This is a genomic window from Rhizobium sp. K33 (genome assembly GCF_056501445.1).
On the sequence record NZ_CP096478.1, the window covers coordinates 4,458,143 to 4,478,383 of the forward strand.

Here is a 20,241-nt window from a genome sequence, read left to right on the forward strand (position 1 = left end):
CTTAGCTGATCCGCCATGACCTGTCACCCACCGCTCACGACGAACGCATGTCGGTTCCCGGCCCGTAACGGTTGTCGTCCTCAGCCGGTGGCCATACGCACAGCACGAAGAAAAGGATCAGCGAGAAGGCCGGCATCAAAAGCAGGATGGAGACCATTCCCGGCATGCCGATGTCGTGCAGCCGCTTGGTGCCCAGCATCAGCAGGGAAAGCAGCGAAAGGCTGGCCGAGGTGAGGAAGAGTGAAAAGCCGCCGGGCGAGACCTCGTCCGACCCTGTAACGAACGCGATCACCGCCGCGTTCGTCATCATCCAGAACAGGGTGCCGAGGATGAAGATGCGGCGGCCAATGCGCCCGTCCCAGAGGAAGAGCGCCCAGCCGACCGTCGTCTCGCGCCCCGGCCCGGACATCTGGTTTTAGTCGCGCAGAAGTTCGTTGATGCCGGTCTTCGAGCGGGTCTTCTCATCGACGCGCTTCACGATGACGGCGCAGTAGAGATGCGGTGCAGCCAAGCCGTTCGCCATGACGGCATTGCCCGACGGCATCGAGCCGGCAACGACGACGGAGTAGGGCGGGACTTCGCCATACATGACTTCGCCGGTGGCGCGGTCGACGATCTTGGTCGACTTGCCGATATAGACGCCCATGCCGAGCACGGAGCCTTCGCGGATGATGCATCCTTCGACGACTTCCGAACGGGCGCCGATGAAGCAGTTGTCTTCGATGATGGTCGGGCCAGCCTGCAGCGGCTCCAGAACGCCGCCGATGCCGACGCCGCCGGAGAGGTGGACATTGGCACCGATCTGGGCGCAGGAGCCGACGGTGGCCCAGGTGTCGACCATGGTGTTTTCACCGACATAGGCGCCAAGATTGACGAAGGACGGCATCAGGACTACGCCCTTGGAAACGTAAGCCGAGCGGCGAACGACAGCGTTCGGCACGGCGCGGAAGCCGGCCGAGCGAAATTCGCTCTCGCCCCAGCCTTCAAACTTCGACGGCACCTTGTCCCACCAGGTCGAGGCGCCGGGGCCGCCCTTGACGACTTCCATGTCGTTCAGGCGGAAGGACAAGAGCACGGCCTTCTTCAGCCACTGATGCACGACCCAGGTACCTTCTTCGCCGCGGGCGGCGACACGAGCCTTGCCGCTGTCGAGCAGGTTGAGTGCCGTTTCGACCGCATCACGGATCTCGCCCTTGGTCGCCGTCGTGACGGTATCGCGGTTTTCGAATGCCGCTTCGATGACGTGTTCGAGCTGGGCGAGATCGGTGGCGCTCATCTGAATTCCTTAAACTTCGTTGTCTACCGTGGGATTGGAACCGATCAGGATCTGATCGAAAATTCGCGCAAAGCTCTAGCGCATTCAGGACGGGATGAAAACAGGCGCAGCAGCACTGCGTTTGTGAAAGGAAAAGGCATGGCACGGTGGAAAAACGGCAAGCACAGGCGCAAGGATGGATCCTGGGATCCGCTGAAGGATAGCTCCACCGACAAGCAGACGGCACAAGTCATTCCGCGCACCCCGCAATCGGCATCCTCCTCCTATACGCTTGCCTATGTCGATGATGAGTTCCTCTGCCGCGAGGAGCTGCGGCCGGTCCGCCTGCAGCTTGAACTGCTCAAGACGGAGATGATCCTCACCGAGCGCAACATCAAATCGACGGTCGTCATGTTCGGCGGCGCCCGCATTCCCGCTCCCGGTCAGGCCGCCTGGGCCGCGAAGAACGACATTCAGAAGAAGAACCTGGAGAATGCCTCGGTCTACTACGAGGAAGCGCGCAAATTCGCCCAGCTTTGCTCGGCCCAGGCGAAGAAGATGGACTATCACGAATATGTCGTGGTCACCGGCGGCGGTCCGGGCGTGATGGAAGCGGGCAACCGCGGGGCGGAAGAGGTCGGTGCCCCCTCGATTGGTCTCAATATCGTGCTTCCGCATGAACAGGCGCCGAACCCCTATGTGACGCCCGAGCTCAGCTTCAACTTCCACTATTTCGCCATTCGCAAGATGCATTTCCTGATGCGCGCCAAGGCGATCACCATCTTCCCGGGCGGTTTCGGGACGCTGGACGAGTTCTTCGAGACGATAACGCTCATTCAGACCAAGCGCATGGCGCCGATCCCGCTAATTCTCTTCTCCCGGGCTTTCTGGGAGGACATCATCAATTTCGAGGCGCTTGCCGCCTTCGGTACGATTGCGCCCGAGGATCTCGATCTCTTCCAGTTCGCCGAAACGGCCGACGAAGCCTGGAAGATCATTGCCGACTTCTACGACCTGAGCGACGAAACGGCCCCGTAAGGGGCCGCTCGCATTTTCGATTGTGGACGCTGATCCGCTGATTAGCGGAACATAACCGGCCGCTTCGGCATGTCGTCGGCGGTGATGAAGCCGTCCTTGTTGCGGTCCATGCGGGTGAAGATCTTGTCGGCCATGGCGGTCGCTTCTGCCTGGCTGATCTGGCCGTTTTCGTCGGTATCGGCCACACGCATCATGCGACCGGGGCCGCGCATGCCATCAGGCCCACCACGGTTTTCGGCACGTTCATTGTGCCAGCCGTGTCGCTTGCCTTCATGGCGCTTGCCCTCGTGACGCTTGCCATGCATGCCTTCGCCGCGCGGGCCGTCATCGTTCATCGCCTGTTCCTTGGGGGCTTCGCCGGGCGGCGGCGGGGGAGCATCGGCCTCGGCGGTGTCGCGGTCGGCCTGACGTTCGGCGCGCATGGCTTCGCGTTGAGCCTTCCGCTCTTCACGCATCGCTTCGCGATGCTGGCGCATCTCGCCAGGTGTCAGGACACCATCCTTGTCGGCGTCGACGGCCGCGAACATGGCCGTGCTCGCCGCTGTTGCTTCTTCCTTGCTGATCTTGCCGTCCTTGTTCGTGTCATGCTGCTGCAGCATCTGCACGAACATCACTTCCGGACCACCACGGCCGGGGCCACGGCGCTCGCCGCGGTTCTGCGCGAACGCGCCACCGGCGGTGGTACCGACGAGGAGGGAGGCTGCCACGGCGGCCAGCGTCAGGGTCTTGCCGTTCATTCGGGTATCCTTTCGAGTGCTTCGTTTCGATGGGATGACCGTAGCGGCGGGAAGACCCTGAACCTACTTAACTCTCTGTAAGCTGCATGAAACTTTCGTAAGCTTCCGCTCACGCCTCGTCGGCGAGCAGCCTTTGCAGGAAGGTCGTGAGATCGTCGGTGAGATAATCGACGACATCGGCATCGATATGCTCCACCCGCTCCCAGGTTTCGAGGATCGCCGTGTCGAGATTGCGCGGCACGAGCAGCACGGTCTTCATGCCCAGGGACTTCGGCACCATCAGATTGCGCGGCAGATCCTCGAACATCGCGGCGTTCTTGGTGTCGATGCGGTTGAGGCTCGCGAACTTGTCATAGGTCGCGCCGGCCGGCTTCGGCACGTAGTCGGCAGCGACAATGTCGAAGATGTCGTCGAAATGGTCGAGGATGCCGAGTGCCCGCGCGGCCGCTTCCGCATGCGCCACCGTGCCGTTGGTGAAGATGAACTTGCGCCCCGGCAGCCGCTTGATTGCCGAGCCCAGGGCCTCGTCCGGGATCAGCGCCGAATAGTCGATGGCATGGGCACGTTCAAGAAAGGCGTTCGGATCGACCTTGTGATGCAGCATCAGCCCGGCCAGGGTGGTTCCGTGTTCGTGATAGTAGCGCTTCTGCAAGAGCTTCGCTTCCGCCGGCTCCATCTGCAGCAGCTCGGCGACGAAACCGGTCATGTTCGTGTCGATCTGTGCGAAGAGGTTGATGTGATGCGGGTAGAGCGTGTTGTCGAGGTCGAAGACCCAGTCGCGCACATGAGCGAAATCGGCGGGCGAGGGGATCTTGGCTGGGCTGTTCATCAGGTCCTCTTGGGGATTGCAGACTGCCTGGCGATGCCGGGCGCGTTGCCTCTAATTAGCATTGGTCGCCGCTTCGGGAAGTGCTATCTGGAAAAGATGGGAAAGAAGATGGCGATTTCGGCGATGAAACGGCTGGTGGTCCTGCAGGATCGCAAGCGCCTGCCGTCGCGATTCCATCCGGTGAGTTCGGGCACCATTCGTCACCGTCAGGTCTGAGCCACCCGGCCCGCGTGTCAAGCGTCTGAGGCCTATCCGCCCTGCCTTCCCATCTTCGCCGCAAGCTGCCGAGACGCGCTGCGGCTCTTCTGGACATCATCCCATGGAACTCTGGGCCATCATCACCATTGGCAGCGCCTTCCTGCAGAACCTGCGCTCAGCGCTGCAGAAACACCTCAAAGGCCGCATGGGCACGACAGGGGCGACCTTCGTGCGCTTCGGCTTCGGCCTGCCTTTCGCCTTTCTGTACCTCGCCATTCTGCATCTCGGCCTGAACCGGTCGCTGCCCGTCCCGGGTCTGACCTTCGCGATCTGGGCGCTGATCGGCGCCTTTGCCCAGATCGCCGCGACCTTTCTGCTCGTGCACCTTTTCTCCTTCCGCAACTTCGCCGTCGGCACCGCCTATTCGCGCACCGAGCCAGCCCAGGCAGCACTGCTGGCGCTGGTTCTCTTCGGCGAAACGATCGGGCTCGGGACGGTCGCTGCCATCCTGGTGTCGATCCTCGGTGTGATGCTGATCTCGGTCGCACGCACGGCATTGACGCCTTTGAGCCTTGTGACGTCGGTCGCCAGCCGCACGGCGCTGATCGGCCTGACCTCGGGCTTCTTCTTCGGCATATCCGCGATCGCCTATCGCACCGCGTCGCTGTCGCTCGCCCCGAGCCTTCCCGCACCCGATGCCGTGGTGCAGGCTGGCTATACGCTCTGCGTGGTCATCACGGTCCAGACCGTCTCGATGCTGCTCTGGATGATCTGGCGCGATCGTGCCGAACTGACCCGCGTGCGCGCCGCCTGGAAGGTCAGCGCCCTTGTCGGCTTCGTCGGCGCCACCGCCTCCTTCGGCTGGTTCACGGCGATGACCCTGCAGCAGGCCGCCGTGGTCAAGGCACTGGCCCAGGTCGAGATGCTCTTCACCTTCGCTTCTGCTGTGCTCGTCTTCAAGGAGAAGATCAACCGGCTGGAGATCGCCGGATGTATGTTGATCGTCTTGGGCGTGCTGCTGCTGTTTCTCGTGTGAGGGTGGCGATACCCCCCGTTGCGACCCATCCCGCTGCGCGATACACCGGACGAAGCAGCGCGCCGAGGGCGGGAGAGACATGATGGACGCCAAGAGACCCGCGATACCACCGACCAGCGTCGACGCTACGCACCCTTACCCGAAGCGCTGGACGGCGCTGATGGTGATGATGCTTGCCAACTTCATGAACCTGCTCGACGTCACCATCGTCAATGTCGCGCTGCCGAGCCTGCAGTCCGAGCTGGGTGCGACCTCGAGCCAGATCGAATGGGTGGTTGCTGGCTACGTGCTGGTTTTTGCGCTTGGGCTCCTACCCTTTGGCCGGTTGGGCGATGTCCGCGGCAAGAAGCAGGTTTTCATTGCGGGCGTTGCGGCCTTCAGCCTTGCCTCGCTGCTGTGTGGTCTGGCGCCCGATATCGGCTGGCTCGTGGTCGCGCGGCTCCTGCAGGGCATGGGCGCGGCGGTGATGACGCCGCAGGTGCTCGCGATTGCCCAGATGATGTTTCCGCCGAAGGAGCGGGCGGCGGCATTCTCGCTCTTCGGATTGAGCGCCGGCCTCGCCTCGGTTTCAGGCCCGATCCTCGGCGGCTGGCTGATCGCGCTCAACCTCTTCGATCTCGGCTGGCGACCGATCTTCCTGATCAACATCCCCGTCGGCATCATCACGATCCTGCTTGGCTGGCGGTTGATCCCCGCGCTCGCGCCCAAACCCGGCCTGAAGAACGACTTTGGCGGCATTGCGCTCGCCGCGCTGACGATCTTCTGCGTCATCTTTCCGCTGATCGAGGGCCGCGGCTTCGGTTGGCCCGCCTGGTGCTTCGGCATGCTCGCCATGGCCTTACCTTACGGGGTCGCCTTCGGCTTCTGGGAGCGCCGACAGCACGACCGGAAGGCACCCGAACTTCTGCCCGTGGCGCTGATGAAGAACCGCAACTATGTCATCGGCTCGCTGATGACCGCGACCTTCTTCTCGACGCTGCCGGGTTTCTTCCTGATCTTCGCGATGTTTTTGCAGCAGGGTTACGGCCTGACGCCGCTGCAATCGGGTTTGACGACTGTGCCCTTTTCGGTCGGCATCTTCGTCGCCTCGCTCATCTCCGGCCGTCTGGGCAGCATTGCCCCGCGTGTCCGCGTGATCGTCGGCGTGGTGATGGTCGTCATCGGCATGGGCCTGTTGCGGATGGAAATCCAGACGGTCGGTGAAAACATCGACCGCATGGCGCTCCTGCCGTGGTTCCTGCTGAGCGGCCTTGGCATGGGCATCGCGATCGCCCCGATGTTCCAGCTGGTGCTGGCGGGCGTGCCGCCACAGGATGCGGGCGGTGGATCTGGCGCGCTCCAAGCGATCCAGCAGGTGGGCAGCGCGCTGGGGATCGCCATTGTCAGCGAGATCTTCTTCTCCGATCTCGCGCGCAATGCGGCAGCAGGCATGTCGGGGAAACAGGTCTATGCCGAAGGCTTGAGCCTCGGCCTCATCTACAACTTCGTCGCTTATGCGTTGGTGCTGATCGCTGTCCTGTCGATGCGCACCGTGACCCCGGGAAGCGAGAAACTGGAGCGTCCGCTGCCGATCGAGTGACCGGCAGCTGGCTTGGTCGTCATATCAGGGGACGAGCAGCGTCCCGGCGCCGGTCTCGGTGAAGAGCTCGAGCAGCACGGAATGGGCCGTCTTGCCATTGAGGATGACGACGCCTTGAACGCCGGCACGGATCGCCTCGATGCAGGTCTCGACCTTGGGGATCATCCCGCCGGAAATCGTGCCGTCCTTGATCAGCGCATGCGCTTCGGCAACCGAGAGCTCCTTGATCAGCTGGCCGTTCTTGTCGAGAACGCCGGGCACGTCGGTGAGGAAGAGCAGGCGCGAGGCATTGAGCGCGCCGGCGATCGCACCGGCAAAGGTGTCGGCATTAATGTTGTAGGTGTGGCCGTCGCGGCCGGGAGCAACCGGTGCGATGACCGGGATCATTTCGGAACGCGCGAGCAGGTCGAGCAGCGTGCGGTCGACCTCGACCACTTCGCCGACGAAACCGAGATCGAGCACGCGTTCGATATTGCTGTCTGGATCGCGGACCTTCTTCTGCGCCTTTTCGGCGAAGACCATGTTGCCGTCCTTGCCGCAGAGCCCGATCGCCCATTCGCCGGTCTGGTTGATCAGCGCGACGATTTCCTTGTTGATCGAGCCAGCGAGAACCATCTCGACGATCTCGACCGTCTTCTGGTCGGTGACGCGAAGGCCGTTTTCGAAGCGCGATTCGATGCCCATCTTGGCGAGCATGGCGCCGATCTGCGGGCCGCCGCCATGGACAACGATCGGATTGACGCCGGACTGCTTCAGAAGCGCGATATCGGCGGCAAACGCCTTGCCCAGCTCGGGATTGCCCATGGCATGCCCGCCGTATTTGACCACGATGGTCTTGTTTTCATAGCGTTGCATGAAGGGCAGGGCCTGGGCGAGAAGCCGAGCCTGCGTTTCGCTTTCGGAAGCTGACATGGGAAACCTCACTTTGGATCGCGGCCTTTTAGCGCATGTGTCGCCATGAGGGAATAATCGGTCCGCAATATAAGCGCGGCGTGACATGCTTCTTCTTCTCGTCGCATTGTCCACCGAAGATGCCGCGCTATATCCTAGCCACTGCGTGAGGGGGCTCCATGGAACGCGACGACATCGGCAATCTGCTGGCGCGGGTAGCGCTGAAGGACCGTGCCGCCTTTTCCTTGCTCTACAGTCGCATTTCGGCGAAACTTTTCGCCATCTGCCTGCGTATGCTGAAAGACAGAGGCGAGGCCGAAGAGGCGCTCCAGGATGTGTTCGTCAAGATCTGGCACAAGGCCGGCAGCTACACGGGCGAGGGCGACAACGCCTATCCGTGGCTTTGCGCGATCGTGCGCTACCACTGTATCGACAGGCTGAGAGCCCGCCGACCGCAGGGGGAGGATATCGAGGCCGCGGTCGACATCGCCGATCTCGCGCCGGATCCGGAAGAGCATGCGGTGCTCAGATCGGAAGGCGGCCGCATTGACACATGCCTGGAGGCATTGGATCCTGACAGGGCGCTCGCCGTTCGTCAGGCCTATGTGGAAGGACTGTCCTATCAGGAACTGGCGGATCATTTCGCGGTTCCGCTGAATACGATGCGCACATGGCTGCGACGCAGCCTGCTGAAACTGAGAGAGTGCATGGATGAGCACGCCTGACCAGAGCAAGGGAGACCGGTCGCGGGACGAAGTCCTCGCGGGAGAATATGTCCTCGGCGTCCTGAGCGGAGCCGATCGGCAGAAGGTCGACGCACGCCTGCGCCACGACCGGCAATTTGCCGCCATGGTCAAGCGCTGGGAAGAAAACCTCACCCAGTTCAACGACGATTACGCCGAGGCGCCGCCGCCGGATCATTTGTTCTCCAAGATCGAGGATCGTCTCTTCATCTCGCCGGCTGCCGTGGCAGCAGCCAAGGGAAGCCTGTGGAACTCGCTGGTGCTCTGGCGCGGCTTGAGCTTCGCGTCGATTGCGGCACTCGGACTTGTCGTCGGGTTCGATTATGCCGAACGCATTCGTCCGAAACCGCAGGCAGCGCTGACGGCCGAACTTGCCGGTGAGAACCAGGCGATCGCCTTGCATGCCCGTTACGACGGGACTTCGGGCCGCCTTTCCGTCACGCCGGTGGCGAGTGGCGGAGCCGATCAGAAATCGCTCGAACTCTGGCTGGTGGAGGGCGACCAGGCGCCGATCTCGCTCGGCGTGCTGCCGCAGACCGGGCAGGGCGAACTGGACGTGCCACAGGATCTGAGGGATCGTCTGGCGAGCGGCGTGGTGCTGGCAGTCAGCCTCGAACCCTTCGGTGGTTCGCCGACCGGGCAAGCCACCGGGCCTGTCATCGCACTCGGTGAAGTGCGTCCCTGACAAAGAAATTACGCTTCAATATCAATTGATTGATGATCAGGCGGCCGAATTTCTCGCGCCGCCTGAAACTTGTTTCGCAGACGCTCCGTCCTTGAAGGCGTTCCGCTGAGGAACCACCGATGTCCCGCCCGAAACCGAGGGACACGGATCGCGAACACAAAGGACAGAGGAAACCTAAAATGTTCAAGACCGCTCTTCGCCCGCTTGCATTCTCTGCTGCCATCCTGGCCGGCGCTGCCGCAGCCTATGCCGCCAATCCGATGGTCGGCGGTGGTGAAATGCTCGAAACCAAGAACATCGTCGAAAACGCCGTCAACTCGAAGGATCACACGACGCTGGTTGCTGCCGTTCAGGCCGCAGGTCTCGTCGAAACCCTCTCGGGTGCCGGCCCCTTCACCGTTTTCGCGCCGACCAACGACGCCTTCGCCAAGCTGCCGGCCGGCACGGTCGACACGCTTCTGAAGCCGGAAAACAAGGAACAGCTGACGAAGGTGCTGACCTGCCATGTGGTGCCAGCCGATGTCATGTCGGAAGCCCTCGTCAAGATGATCGCCGATGATGGCGGCGAACACGACGTCACCACCGTGGGCGGTTGCGTGCTGAAGGCCAAGGCCATGGACGGCAAGGTGACGCTGACCGACGAGAACGGCGGCGTCTCCACCGTCACCACCGCCGACGTCAAGCAGTCTAACGGCGTCATTCACGTCGTCGACGCGGTGATCCTGCCGAAGATGTAAGACATGCGGTTCGGCCCGGTCTCCGCCTGACAGGGCCGACCTGATCGGAGCCTGAGCGTCAAAGGCCCCGACCGACGGCCTCGCTGATTGCCCCGCGCAATTGGTCGAGGCCGTCACCTTTTTCGGACGAGGTGGACAGGACAACCGGGAAGGCGGCAGGCCGCTTCCTGATCTTTTCCTGCGTCTCCGCGATCAGCTTCGGCACGGCCGGCGCCTTGATCTTGTCGGTCTTGGTCAAAACGATCTGATAGGACACGGCCGCCTTGTCGAGCAGCGACAGGACTTCATCGTCGTTCTTCTTCAGACCGTGACGGCTGTCGATCAGCACATAGACGCGCTTCAGCGTCGCACGACCCCGCAGATAATCGAAAACGAGTTTCGTCCACGCATCGACATGCTCCTTCGGTGCCTGCGCATAGCCGTATCCCGGCATGTCGACGAGTGCCATCGGCGGCAGGTCGTCGACCTGGCCCGAATAGCCGTCCGGCACGAAGTAGTTGAGTTCCTGGGTGCGGCCGGGCGTATTGGAGGTCCGCGCCAACCCCTTCTGGCCGACCAGCGCATTGATCAGCGACGACTTACCCACATTCGAGCGACCGGCAAAGGCCACTTCAAGCGGTCCTTCCGGCGGCAGGAATTTCATCGACGGCACGCCGCGGATGAAGATCCAGGGCCGGCCGAAAAGCGGCAGGTCGTTCTTGTCGAGTGCATCGGTCATGGGTCTGGCCTTTCGTAAGCCGGACAGATCCGGGTTTTGACCGGGAAAGTCAAGCAGCCGCGGTCGGGACGGGCCGCCGAGACTGCCGCGCGTGGCTGATCAGATAGGTGAAGAGGGCTGCCATGACGAGCACACCGCCGATGACGGTGCGGGCCGACGGGATCTCGTTGTGCAACAGCACCATCCAGATCGGAGCGAGGATCATCTCGCCGGTGCCGAGAAGGGCGGCGAGCGCCGAGGGGATCATCCGGGCTCCCGTGACATAGAGTGCCATGCCGAGGCCGAGATTAAGCGCACCGAAGCAGAAGAGCAGCGCCAGGTCCTGCAGCCCGACAGCGAAGGCACCCGCCTGGGTCGCGGCAATCAGGCAGGCAATGAAGGACCCGCCACAGGCAGCCGGTGTCATGCGAATGCCGGGATAGCGGCGGGTAACGACGGTCATGCAGGCGAAGATCGCGGGGATCGCGGCGGCAAGTGCCAGTCCGAGCGGCGAGCCGCCTTCGCCGATGGAGGAGGACACCATGATGCCGACCCCAAGGATGACGGCACCGATCGCCCCCCAGGTCACCGGCGTGATCGGCTCGCCGAGCACGATGCGCGCCAGCAGAGCCGCAAACAGCGGGATGGAGGCCATGAAGAGCACGACATTGGCGACAGGGGTCATGGTGACGGCCAGCACGAACAGCGTGGAGACCGATGCGAAACCTGCAGCGATAAATGCCCCTGGCCAGCCAAGCGCTCGGAAGAGGCGGATCGTGCCGCCGAGCCCGTCCCGGATCAGCATGAAGGCGACGAGAAAGAGGCCCGCGAACAGGCAGCGCCAGAATACGATCGTCCAGCCATCCTCCACGCCGATGAAGCGCTGGATCGCGCCACCATAGCTCCAGGCGACGGCGGAGCCGGCGACAAGCGCGATGCCGAGCCAGGAACGTTGTGTGGAGGAGGAGTCTGACATGGGATTAGGTCTCGATCACCATAGAAAAAGCCCCGGCATGGCCGGGGCTTTGCGCGTCACTTGGTCTGGGCCGGTTTTCGCCGGAACATGTTGCCGATGTTCTTGAACAACTCGATCTCGACGCCGTGGCGCTTCATGATGACTGCCTGCTGCAGGATCGACAAGGTGTTGTTCCAGGCCCAGTAGATCACGAGACCCGCCGGGAACGAGCCGAGCATGAAGGTGAAGATCACGGGCATCCAGTTGAACAGCATCGCCTGGGTCGGGTCCGGCGGCGTCGGGTTCATGCGCATCTGCAGCCACATGGTGATGCCCATGATGATCGGCCAGATGCCGAGATGCAGGAAGGTCGGCGCGTCGAACGGCAGGAGACCGAACAGGTTGAGGAAGGTCGTCGGATCCGGAGCCGAGAGGTCCTGGATCCAGCCAAAGAAGGGCGCGTGGCGCATTTCGATGGTGACGTAGATGACCTTATAGAGGGCGAAGAAGACCGGGATCTGCAGGAGCACCGGCCAGCAGCCGGCAACCGGATTGATCTTCTCTTCCTTGTAGAGCGCCATCATCGCCTGCTGCAGGCCCATGCGGTCGTCGGCATACTTTGCCTTCAACTCTTCGAGCTTCGGCTGCACGCGCTTCATGTTGGCCATGGAGGCGTACTGCTTGTTGGCAAGCGGGAAGAAGATCAGCTTGACGACAATGGTGGTCAGCAGGATCGCAACGCCGAAATTGCCGACCAGATGGAAGAAGTAGTCCATCAGGTGGAACATCGGCTTGGTGATGAAATAGAACCAGCCCCAGTCGATCATCAGGTCGAACTTCGGAATGCCGAGATTTTCCTGGTAGCTGTCGATGACCGGAACCTGCTTTGCGCCAGCGAAGACGAGCGTCTTCACCGAGGTGCTCTGGCCGGCCGGGATGCTCAGGGCGTCATTCTTGTAGTCGGCCTGATAGCGGGACTGGCCATCGGTGAAATAGGAGAAGCGTGCCTCGTAAGGCAGGGTCTGCTGCGGGATCAGCGATGCCGCCCAGTACTTGTCGGTGATGCCGAGCCAGCCGCCGGTCGCCTTCGGGTTGCTGATGGCGGCTTCTTCGACGTCGGTGTAATCATGCTCGACAAGGCTGCCTTCGGTGCCCAACACGCCGAGGAAACCCTCGTGCAGAACGAAGATGGAAGGCGTGGTCGGCTTGTTGTAGCGGGTCACGCGGCCGTAAGGCGCAAGGCTCGCCGCTGCGGTGCCGTTGTTCACGATCGTGTCTTCGACGGTGAACATGTAGTGCTCGTCGACCGAGATCGTGCGGTTGAACGTCAGCCCTGCTTCGTTGGTATAGGTCAGCGTAACAGGCGTCGTCTCGGTCAGCGTTGCGCCTTCGGGCGCGGTCCAGACGGTGTTCGGGCCCGGAACCGATCCGGCGTTTTCACCGGCGATGAAGCCGAGTTCGGCAAAATAGGCGTCGCGCGTTTCAGCCGGATTGAAGAGCGTCACGATCGGGCTCGTCGGATCGACGGTCTCGCGATACTGCTTGAGCTTCAGGTCATCGAGGCGGGCGCCGGTCAGGTTGATCGAGCCTTCGAGGTCCTGGGTCTCGATCGCAACGCGCGCCGTCTTGGCAACCGCAGCTTCACGGCTGACTTCCGCGTTCGCGGCACCACCGGCCGGCAGGTTGCCGTCGACGGTGGCGGCCGGCGTCGTCGCCTGCTGCTCGGTCTGCGCCTGCTGCTGGGCGATCTGGGCTTCCTGCGCCTGACGCTGGGCCTCAATGCGCGGGTTCATGTAGAAGAACTGCCAGGCGAGGACGATCACCACCGATAAGGCAATCGCGATGAAATAGTTGCGGTTGTTCTGCATCACTCTTTCCTGGGAGCGGTCTTGTTCGACCGGGAGTTATTCGTCTGGCGGTTCTCGATGCGCTGGATCAACTGACGGGACAACTGATCGAAAGGCACATCCAGGACCTCGCGCCGGGCGACAATGACATAGTCGTGTCCCGGCTGCATTGCAAACGCCGCATTCAGTCGCACGGCTTCTTTCAGCCTGCGCCGCATGCGGTTGCGTTCCACTGCATTGCCGTGTTTCTTGGTGACCGTAAAGCCCACGCGGGGCGGCGCTTCATCTTTGCGGTCCAGCACTTCCAGAAGGAAGGTGCGACCTTTGCGCGCTTCGCCGTGCCTAACGGCGAGAAACTGGGGCCGGCTTTTCAGCCGGCCGACAGGATTTTTGGAGTCCGTGGACGTCATGGGCCCGTCAATCTCGTCGGGCTCATACGGCCCTTAGGCCGAGAGCTTGGCGCGACCGCGTGCGCGGCGTGCGTTGAGGACCTGGCGGCCGCCCTTGGTGGCCATACGCGCACGGAAGCCGTGGCGGCGCTTGCGAACAAGCTTGGAAGGTTGGAAAGTACGCTTCGACATTTATTTAATACCGCGGTGTGCGGCCCTTCTTGGATGTGCAAATTGCAACAGCGTTTTGGTTCGTCGCACGGGTCAGCGCCGCCGGGCGCCTGTATCCGAACGTGCGCGGCTTATAGTGTCAGGGGGCACAGGAGTCAATGATGCCGGGTTTTAAGGCCTGATCCGGCAAATAAAGGCGAAATTCCTCTCCTCGCCACACATCCGCCATGCCCTTTGCGTCGTTAACATGAACAAACTTTCATGTTTATTCGCTGCTTGCGCATGATAGGCATGAGAGACAGCATTGAACCGGAGACTGGCGTCATGTGCCCGTTAGGCATGGCTCGCCTCCGGCCGTTGTGGATCGGACGACAGGAATGAGGGCCTAATGCTCGACCGGCAGGATCATGATCTGCAGGCCGACCTCTCCGGAGGCTACGCCATGCCGTCCCGCATCCGCGGGCTTTCCGGCAAGCTCCTGTGGCTGACCATAGCCTTCGTCATGCTGGCTGAAATCCTGATCTTCGCCCCCTCGATCGCGACCATGCGCCAGAGATGGCTGCAGGATCGGCTGAACACCGCGGCAGCCGCGGGCGTCGTCATCGACGGGCTTCAGCCGCTGGAGCTGCCGCGCGGGGTCCAGGAGGACACGCTGGCGACGACGGGCACCAAGGCGATCGTCCTCCGGAAGGACGGCACGTCGCGTCTCCTCGCCGTCACCGAAATGCCGAACGAAGTCGATGCCGCCTTCGATCTTTCCGATTACTCCGAGCTCGGATCGATCAGGGACGCCTTCTATACCCTGCTTTTCGGAGGCGACCGGTTGCTGCGCATCTACGGTCCGATTGCCGAAGGCAGCGACGTGACGGTGGAAATCGTCATCGACGAAGGGCCGCTCCACAAGGCCATGCTGGGCTATGCCCGTAACATCCTCTTCGTCTCGCTGATCATCTCGGTGATTACAGCAGTCCTGATGTTCCTTGCCATCAACCGCGTCATGATCATGCCCGTGCGCCGTCTCGCGCGCAGCATGCAGGCCTTTGCCGAGAACCCGGAAGATCCGTCGCGCATCCTGCCGGCCACGCACGGCAAGGATGAGATTGCCGTTGCCGGTCGCCATCTCTCGCGCATGCAGGACCAGCTGCAGAAGACGCTGCGCCAGCAGAAGACGCTGGCCGACCTCGGCCTCGCCGTCTCCAAGATCAATCATGACATGCGCAACATCCTGGCCTCGGCGCAATTGATGTCCGACCGTCTGGTCGATGTCGAGGATCCCCTTGTGAAGAGCTTCGCTCCGAAGCTGCTACGCACCATCGACCGGGCCGTCGGTTACACCAGCGAGGTCCTCTCTTACGGACAGACCTCCGAGGCCGAGCCACGCCGCCGGCGTTTCCTGCTTTCCGAAGTGTGTCAGGAAGTGCGGGACCTCCTGCATCTCAGCCACGATTCCGGCATCGAATTCGTTGACACGATCGCCCCCGACATCGAGGTGGACGCAGACAGCGAACAGCTCTTCCGCGTCATTCACAACATTTGCCGCAACGCCGTGCAGGCGCTCGCCTCTTTCACGCCGGAAGAACCGGATCACGTGCGCCGCATCACGGTGTCGGCCCAGCGCATGGGCTCGGTCGTCGCCATCGTCATCGACGACACGGGGCCTGGCATGCCGCGCAAGGCACGCGAAAACCTCTTTGCCGCCTTTCGCGGTTCGGCACGTTCAGGCGGAACGGGCCTCGGTCTCGCCATTGCTCGCGAACTCGTGCTCGCTCATGGCGGAACGATCGCCCTTGTGGAAAAACCAGGCCCCGGCACCATGTTCCGGGTCGAAATCCCCGACAGGCCAGTGGCTCTCGACGACTGGCGCGCCCGCGCCTGAGCGGACGTGCCGCGTCGCATGAAAAGGAAAATGACTCTTTTTTGAAATGGGCGCTTGCATTCCTGAGCGACCCGCTTTAGAGGATCGCCACACGCCGACGGACAGTCGGCCGGTACGCACCCGTAGCTCAGCTGGATAGAGCACCAGACTACGAATCTGGGGGTCAGGAGTTCGAATCTCTTCGGGTGCGCCATTCTTCTTCTCAGCAATAGTGAACCGTCGTTTCGCGCGTGCCATGCGCAATCGCTTGGATCCGCGTGCAATTCCAAGGCGGATGGCTGAGGTTCGATCTTTCCCTCAAATTTTAGCTTTCTCGGTTCCGCGATATTCATCTTCTTCTGTAACCAGACTCTAAAACACGGATGATAGCGTCCTCATGCGAAATCACCGCCGGTGCGGTGAAGGCATAGTGGAGCATCGCATGGCACTGTCTTCCTGGACCGATCAGCAGGTGATCAACCAGCTCAATTCGGGCTCCAAATGGTCCGGTTCGGTGATCACCTATTCGTTCCCGACGGTCGTCACCGGCATGGCGCGATACAGCGGCGAGGGCACCGGCTTTTCGGCCTTCAATGCCACCCAGCAGGCGCGCGCCGAACTGGCGCTGACGCTTTGGGATGACGTGATCGCGACCTCGATCCAGAAAGTTGCGCCCGGCACGACGAGCACCGCCTCGAACATCGAGTTCGGCAATTCGACATCGGGTGTCTCCTACGCCCATGCCTATTTCCCGACCGTTGGCAGCGTCTGGATCAACAGCGCCTACAATTCCAGCCAGGGCACCAATGACCTGATGACGCCGAAGATCGGTGCCCATGGCTTCCTGACCTTCGTCCATGAAATCGGTCACGCGCTCGGCCTAGAGCACATGGGCGACTACAACGGCAGCGCCGATACGCCCTCGTCCTATCAAGACTCGACGGTTTATTCGGTCATGTCCTATTTCGGCCCGTCCTGGGGTTCGGGCTCGGCAAATGGCCAGGGTCTGGTTGCCTGGGCAGATTGGGTCGGCGCAGACGGCAAGCTTTATTCGCCGCAGACCCCGATGATGAACGACATCATGGCCATGCAGGCCATGTATGGTGTCGATACGACCACACGCACGGGTGACACCGTCTACGGCTTCCAATCCAATGTCACCGGGACAACCGCAGCGATCTTCGACTTCACCCAGAACCTCAATCCGATCATCTGCATCTGGGACGCTGGCGGCACCGACACGCTGAACCTCTCCGGCTGGAACACCGCAAGCAATGTCGATCTTGCGCCGGGATCCTTCTCGTCTGCCAACAGCATGACGATGAACATTTCAATCGCCCGGGGCGCCTGGATCGAGAATGCGGTGACGGGCAACGGGAACGACACGGTGCAGGGCAACGCCCGCGACAACGTCATCACCACCAACGGCGGCAATGACACCATTCGCGCCTTAGCCGGCAATGACACGATCGCAGCCGGTGGTGGAAATGACACGATCGATGGCGGCGATGGCACCGACGTCGTGCTTTTCAACGACAGCTGGTCGAACATCAGCTGGACTTACAGCGTCGCGACGGCGACCTTCACCTTCATGGGGCTGCTGATCGGGACCGATACCGTGACCGCGGTGGAGCGTTTCATCGACGCGCTCAATGTCGAGCGGAGCCTTGAGTCCCTTCTTGATCCCGATCTGTTGCCGGCACTTGTCTCGGTGAGTGCTGATGCGGCCGAAGTGACGGAAGGCACGGGCGAACCGACGGCGGTCACCTTCACCGTCTCTTTGAGCAAGGCGGCGCTTTCGGAGGAAACGCTGACCTGGCGGGTGGCGGGAACGGGCTCCAGCGCCGCCAATGCCCAGGATTTTGCCGGTGCTCAGTCTGGAACCGTGTCATTTGCCGCGGGTGAGACATCGAAGACCATAACGGTCTACCTTGCTGCCGACACCACCTTCGAGGCGAGGGAGACTTTTGCCCTGACGCTCTCCGCCCCGTCGCTTGGCCTCAGCCTCGCCACAGCCTCGGCAACGGTCTCTATCGTCAATGACGACGCCCAGCTGACGCCGATCGTCAAGCGGGGTGGTCGATCCGCTGACACGCTCACTGGTTCGGACGCCATGGAGCATTTGGATGGTGGCAACGGCAATGACACGCTGCGCGGCCACGGCGGCAACGACACCCTGATCGGGGGTGCTGGCCACGACTTGCTCGACGGTGGCACCGGTAACGACCGAATGGTCGGGGGAACCGGAAATGACACCTACATTGTCGATTCCGCAGGTGATGTGGTGGTTGAGGCTCGCAACGGCAACACCGATACGGTGCGCGCAACCTTGGAGGCCTACACGCTGACCGCCTGGGTCGAGAACCTGGTCTATGTTGGCGATGGTGATTTTGTCGGGACGGGCAACGAGCTCGCAAACAAGATCTGGGGCGGAACCGGAAACGATGTACTGTCTGGCGGCGGCGGCAATGACAGCATATCCGGTGGCGGTGGCAACGATACCGTCTACGGTGGCAGCGGGAATGACGTCCTGTCGACGGGCGCTGGCGACGACTACATCAATGGCGGCTCCGGGATCGACCGCATGACGGGCGGTGCCGGGAACGACACTTACGTCGTCGACAACACGCGCGATGTTGTCGTGGAGCTCGCCAATGGTGGCACGGACACGGTGCAGACGACGCTCACAAGCTATCGCCTCGGCGCCCATCTGGAGAATCTGACCTATCTCGGCTCCGCTTCCTTCACCGGAACGGGCAATGACCTCGACAACGTCATCACCGGTGGCAGTGGCGCGAATACGCTCAACGGCGCCGGCGGCAACGACACGCTCTACGGCAACGGCGGCAACGATGTCCTCATCGGCGGGACCGGCAACGACAATCTCTATGGCGGTTCCGGAAACGACCGTCTGGATGGCGGCACCGGCAATGACTGGCTCTATGGTGGCCTTGGGAATGACACGCTGACCGGGGGAGCCGGGGCCGACATGTTCGTCTTCGACGAAATCGGGTCGGGCAACGCCGACCGCATCATCGACTTCGACGGGACACTCGACCAGATTTTGATCGATGCCGACGTCTTTTCCGACATCGGTTATCTCGGAACTTTGCTCGAGGAAAACTTCGGGACCGGAACGGTCGCCACCACAGCGGACCAGCGTATCCTCCATGACCAGGTATCGGGCGCACTTGCCTATGACGCCGACGGCGATGGCGCCGGTTCTGCCATCGTGTTTGCCTATGTGAAGGCAGGTCTGACGATCGCTCACGAGGATATCGCCGTCGTGTGATGAGGTCTTGTCACCCAGACCCATGACGCACATGGCAGCGTCGCCCAACCCGTTGCGCATTTTGTTCAACAAAGCACTTGGATATGCGGGCGAGCTGAATTAACAGTTTGCGGCAACGTTGCAGATCGCGTCCTGTGACGTCTCTCCTTGAGATCAGGCATTGAGATGTGCTCTTGGAGGGGGAAGCCCGCTGCCAGGCGGGAGATGGACCGGCGGTGGGAAAACCAGATGAGATGGAAGCGCACACTTCAATTGCTCGACGTTCACGCGGAGGGTGAGATCGGCAAGGTCGCCGTGGGAGGTGTGCCCAAGATCCCGGGCGAGACGGTGGCCGATCAGCTTGCCTGGCTGAACAGCGATCCCAAGGGCGAGGCGCTCCGCCGCATGCTCGTGCTCGAGCCGCGCGGGGCTCCGATCGGTTCGGTCAATCTCTTGCTGCCGCCGAAGCATCCGTCAGCCGACGCCGCCTTTGTCATTCTCCAGCCGGACCAGGCCCATGCAAGCTCGGGCTCCAATTCCATATGTGTGACGACCGCGCTTCTGGAAAGCGGCATGGTGGAAATGCAGGAGCCGGAAACGATCGTGATGCTGGAAACGGCAGCCGGGCTCGTCAAGGCGACCGCCACCTGCCGCGATGGGCGCTGCGAGCGTGTGAAGCTCACCATGGTCCCGTCCTTCGTCCACGAACTGGATGTGGCGCTCGACACCGAGCAATGGGGCCGCATCACCTTCGACTTGAGCTATGGCGGCATCTTTTACGCGCTGGTCGATGTCGGTCAGGTGGGCCTGACGATCGAGAAGGGCAATGCCCGGGCACTCGTTGATGCGGGCATGATCCTGAAGGAAGAGATCAATCGGAAAATCCCGGTCGTCCATCCCGAGATCCCGGCGATCTCGGGTGTCGCCTATGTGATGTTCCGGGACGTCGATCCTGACGGCGCGATCCGTACCTGCACGACCATGTGGCCCGGTCGTGTCGATCGCTCGCCGTGTGGCACCGGCAATTCGGCTAACCTCGCGACGCTCCATGCCAGAGGCAAGGTCAAGGTCGGCGACACGATGCTGTCGCGATCGATCATCGGATCTGAATTCGAGGTCGGCCTTTCGGCACTCTCGCAAGTCGCTGGCCGGCCCGCCGTCATTCCGACGATCAGCGGCCGCGGCTTCACCTTCGGCCTGCATCAGATCGCGCTCGACCCCTTCGATCCTTTCGAGCGGGGCTTTGCGCTGACCGACGTCTGGGGACCGTCCTCAGGCTCGATCGGTTGACTTTTCGAGCGGTGTTTCTGCATTGTTCCAAATTGAAT

Annotated in this window: 20 protein-coding genes and 1 tRNA gene; 11 read left to right on the top strand and 10 right to left on the bottom strand. The window is 62.0% G+C overall.

Annotated elements, in window-relative coordinates:
- Positions 1-34: 34 nt before the first annotated feature.
- On the bottom strand, positions 35-409 hold the full coding sequence (locus M1E12_RS21505) for a DUF805 domain-containing protein (protein ID WP_113460118.1): 375 nt from the start codon (positions 407-409) through the stop codon (positions 35-37).
- Between the two features lie 6 nt (positions 410-415).
- Positions 416-1,276, bottom strand: coding sequence for a 2,3,4,5-tetrahydropyridine-2,6-dicarboxylate N-succinyltransferase (dapD, locus tag M1E12_RS21510; RefSeq protein WP_479563226.1), 861 nt, complete (start codon positions 1,274-1,276; stop codon positions 416-418).
- Between the two features lie 138 nt (positions 1,277-1,414).
- Between dapD and M1E12_RS21515 the strand changes: the two genes are divergently transcribed.
- Positions 1,415-2,293 (top strand): LOG family protein, encoded by an 879-nt coding sequence (locus M1E12_RS21515; RefSeq protein WP_479563227.1) that lies wholly within the window; start codon positions 1,415-1,417, stop codon positions 2,291-2,293.
- Positions 2,294-2,334: 41 nt separating this feature from the next.
- On the opposite strand, the gene M1E12_RS21520 is transcribed toward M1E12_RS21515, so the two are convergent.
- Positions 2,335-3,030: an EF-hand domain-containing protein gene (locus M1E12_RS21520; RefSeq protein ID WP_479563228.1), complete on the bottom strand. Its 696-nt coding sequence runs from the start codon at positions 3,028-3,030 to the stop codon at positions 2,335-2,337.
- A gap of 109 nt (positions 3,031-3,139) precedes the next feature.
- Complete coding sequence (locus M1E12_RS21525) at positions 3,140-3,859, bottom strand: pyrimidine 5'-nucleotidase (protein ID WP_113460114.1); 720 nt, start codon at positions 3,857-3,859, stop codon at positions 3,140-3,142.
- A gap of 9 nt (positions 3,860-3,868) precedes the next feature.
- Between M1E12_RS21525 and M1E12_RS21530 the strand changes: the two genes are divergently transcribed.
- The 3 genes from M1E12_RS21530 (at position 3,869) to M1E12_RS21540 (ending at position 6,672) form a co-directional block, all read left to right on the top strand.
- Positions 3,869-4,075, top strand: coding sequence for a hypothetical protein (locus M1E12_RS21530; protein ID WP_479563229.1), 207 nt, complete (start codon positions 3,869-3,871; stop codon positions 4,073-4,075).
- Between the two features lie 103 nt (positions 4,076-4,178).
- A complete protein-coding gene (locus tag M1E12_RS21535) occupies positions 4,179-5,093 on the top strand; it encodes an EamA family transporter (protein WP_479563230.1) in 915 nt (304 codons plus the stop codon).
- A gap of 79 nt (positions 5,094-5,172) precedes the next feature.
- On the top strand, positions 5,173-6,672 hold the full coding sequence (locus tag M1E12_RS21540) for an MFS transporter (RefSeq protein WP_479563231.1): 1,500 nt from the start codon (positions 5,173-5,175) through the stop codon (positions 6,670-6,672).
- A 24-nt stretch (positions 6,673-6,696) separates the two neighbouring features.
- Here the strand turns inward: M1E12_RS21540 and argB are convergent, their stop codons facing one another.
- The gene (gene argB / locus M1E12_RS21545; protein WP_113460111.1) at positions 6,697-7,584 is read right to left on the bottom strand and encodes an acetylglutamate kinase; all 888 of its coding nucleotides are present in this window, start codon (positions 7,582-7,584) and stop codon (positions 6,697-6,699) included.
- A gap of 158 nt (positions 7,585-7,742) precedes the next feature.
- Here argB and M1E12_RS21550 point away from each other — a divergent pair, with 158 nt between their 5' ends.
- The 3 genes from M1E12_RS21550 (at position 7,743) to M1E12_RS21560 (ending at position 9,728) form a co-directional block, all read left to right on the top strand.
- Entirely contained in the window at positions 7,743-8,288 is a 546-nt protein-coding gene (locus M1E12_RS21550; RefSeq protein ID WP_479563232.1) for a sigma-70 family RNA polymerase sigma factor, read from the top strand.
- Positions 8,275-8,991, top strand: a complete 717-nt coding sequence (locus M1E12_RS21555) for an anti-sigma factor (RefSeq protein WP_136540311.1) — start codon at positions 8,275-8,277, stop codon at positions 8,989-8,991. The genes M1E12_RS21550 and M1E12_RS21555 overlap by 14 nt, the downstream gene beginning before the upstream one ends.
- A gap of 179 nt (positions 8,992-9,170) precedes the next feature.
- A complete protein-coding gene (locus M1E12_RS21560) occupies positions 9,171-9,728 on the top strand; it encodes a fasciclin domain-containing protein (RefSeq protein WP_479563233.1) in 558 nt (185 codons plus the stop codon).
- A gap of 58 nt (positions 9,729-9,786) precedes the next feature.
- Here the strand turns inward: M1E12_RS21560 and yihA are convergent, their stop codons facing one another.
- The 5 genes from yihA to rpmH are packed head-to-tail and all read right to left on the bottom strand — an operon-like array spanning position 9,787 to position 13,808.
- Complete coding sequence (gene yihA, locus M1E12_RS21565; RefSeq protein WP_479563234.1) at positions 9,787-10,446, bottom strand: ribosome biogenesis GTP-binding protein YihA/YsxC; 660 nt, start codon at positions 10,444-10,446, stop codon at positions 9,787-9,789.
- Between the two features lie 49 nt (positions 10,447-10,495).
- Complete coding sequence (locus M1E12_RS21570) at positions 10,496-11,401, bottom strand: DMT family transporter (RefSeq protein WP_479563235.1); 906 nt, start codon at positions 11,399-11,401, stop codon at positions 10,496-10,498.
- Positions 11,402-11,457: 56 nt separating this feature from the next.
- Positions 11,458-13,248, bottom strand: coding sequence for a membrane protein insertase YidC (yidC, locus tag M1E12_RS21575; protein ID WP_479563236.1), 1,791 nt, complete (start codon positions 13,246-13,248; stop codon positions 11,458-11,460).
- Positions 13,248-13,637 (bottom strand): ribonuclease P protein component, encoded by a 390-nt coding sequence (gene rnpA, locus M1E12_RS21580; protein ID WP_136540321.1) that lies wholly within the window; start codon positions 13,635-13,637, stop codon positions 13,248-13,250. Before rnpA ends, yidC begins: the two co-directional genes overlap by 1 nt.
- A 33-nt stretch (positions 13,638-13,670) precedes the next feature.
- Positions 13,671-13,808, bottom strand: a complete 138-nt coding sequence (rpmH, locus tag M1E12_RS21585) for a 50S ribosomal protein L34 (protein ID WP_006727993.1) — start codon at positions 13,806-13,808, stop codon at positions 13,671-13,673.
- Between the two features lie 421 nt (positions 13,809-14,229).
- On the opposite strand from rpmH, the gene M1E12_RS21590 reads away from it, so the two are divergent.
- The 4 genes from M1E12_RS21590 to M1E12_RS21605 all read left to right on the top strand — a co-directional run bounded on the left by M1E12_RS21590 (position 14,230) and on the right by M1E12_RS21605 (position 20,203).
- Complete coding sequence (locus M1E12_RS21590) at positions 14,230-15,663, top strand: ATP-binding protein (protein ID WP_479564941.1); 1,434 nt, start codon at positions 14,230-14,232, stop codon at positions 15,661-15,663.
- A 116-nt stretch (positions 15,664-15,779) separates the two neighbouring features.
- Positions 15,780-15,856, top strand: a tRNA-Arg gene (locus tag M1E12_RS21595).
- Between the two features lie 228 nt (positions 15,857-16,084).
- Entirely contained in the window at positions 16,085-18,934 is a 2,850-nt protein-coding gene (locus M1E12_RS21600; protein ID WP_479563237.1) for a M10 family metallopeptidase C-terminal domain-containing protein, read from the top strand.
- Positions 18,935-19,162: 228 nt separating this feature from the next.
- Positions 19,163-20,203 (top strand): 4-hydroxyproline epimerase, encoded by a 1,041-nt coding sequence (locus M1E12_RS21605; RefSeq protein WP_479563238.1) that lies wholly within the window; start codon positions 19,163-19,165, stop codon positions 20,201-20,203.
- Positions 20,204-20,241: the final 38 nt, after the last annotated feature.

Excerpts from the sequence above, each read along its gene's own strand:
- M1E12_RS21525 (WP_113460114.1), bottom strand. The coding sequence starts at position 3,859 with ATGAACAGCCCAGCCAAGATCCCCTCGCCCGCCGATTTCGCTCATGTG.
- M1E12_RS21515 (WP_479563227.1), top strand. The coding sequence starts at position 1,415 with ATGGCACGGTGGAAAAACGGCAAGCACAGGCGCAAGGATGGATCCTGG.
- M1E12_RS21570 (WP_479563235.1), bottom strand. The coding sequence starts at position 11,401 with ATGTCAGACTCCTCCTCCACACAACGTTCCTGGCTCGGCATCGCGCTT.
- M1E12_RS21605 (WP_479563238.1), top strand. The coding sequence starts at position 19,163 with ATGAGATGGAAGCGCACACTTCAATTGCTCGACGTTCACGCGGAGGGT.
- rpmH (WP_006727993.1), bottom strand. The coding sequence starts at position 13,808 with ATGTCGAAGCGTACTTTCCAACCTTCCAAGCTTGTTCGCAAGCGCCGC.
- rnpA (WP_136540321.1), bottom strand. The coding sequence starts at position 13,637 with ATGACGTCCACGGACTCCAAAAATCCTGTCGGCCGGCTGAAAAGCCGG.
- yidC (WP_479563236.1), bottom strand. The coding sequence starts at position 13,248 with ATGCAGAACAACCGCAACTATTTCATCGCGATTGCCTTATCGGTGGTG.
- M1E12_RS21560 (WP_479563233.1), top strand. The coding sequence starts at position 9,171 with ATGTTCAAGACCGCTCTTCGCCCGCTTGCATTCTCTGCTGCCATCCTG.
- M1E12_RS21550 (WP_479563232.1), top strand. The coding sequence starts at position 7,743 with ATGGAACGCGACGACATCGGCAATCTGCTGGCGCGGGTAGCGCTGAAG.
- yihA (WP_479563234.1), bottom strand. The coding sequence starts at position 10,446 with ATGACCGATGCACTCGACAAGAACGACCTGCCGCTTTTCGGCCGGCCC.
- dapD (WP_479563226.1), bottom strand. The coding sequence starts at position 1,276 with ATGAGCGCCACCGATCTCGCCCAGCTCGAACACGTCATCGAAGCGGCA.
- M1E12_RS21600 (WP_479563237.1), top strand. The coding sequence starts at position 16,085 with ATGGCACTGTCTTCCTGGACCGATCAGCAGGTGATCAACCAGCTCAAT.
- M1E12_RS21505 (WP_113460118.1), bottom strand. The coding sequence starts at position 409 with ATGTCCGGGCCGGGGCGCGAGACGACGGTCGGCTGGGCGCTCTTCCTC.
- argB (WP_113460111.1), bottom strand. The coding sequence starts at position 7,584 with ATGTCAGCTTCCGAAAGCGAAACGCAGGCTCGGCTTCTCGCCCAGGCC.
- M1E12_RS21520 (WP_479563228.1), bottom strand. The coding sequence starts at position 3,030 with ATGAACGGCAAGACCCTGACGCTGGCCGCCGTGGCAGCCTCCCTCCTC.
- M1E12_RS21540 (WP_479563231.1), top strand. The coding sequence starts at position 5,173 with ATGATGGACGCCAAGAGACCCGCGATACCACCGACCAGCGTCGACGCT.
- M1E12_RS21555 (WP_136540311.1), top strand. The coding sequence starts at position 8,275 with ATGAGCACGCCTGACCAGAGCAAGGGAGACCGGTCGCGGGACGAAGTC.
- M1E12_RS21535 (WP_479563230.1), top strand. The coding sequence starts at position 4,179 with ATGGAACTCTGGGCCATCATCACCATTGGCAGCGCCTTCCTGCAGAAC.
- M1E12_RS21590 (WP_479564941.1), top strand. The coding sequence starts at position 14,230 with ATGCCGTCCCGCATCCGCGGGCTTTCCGGCAAGCTCCTGTGGCTGACC.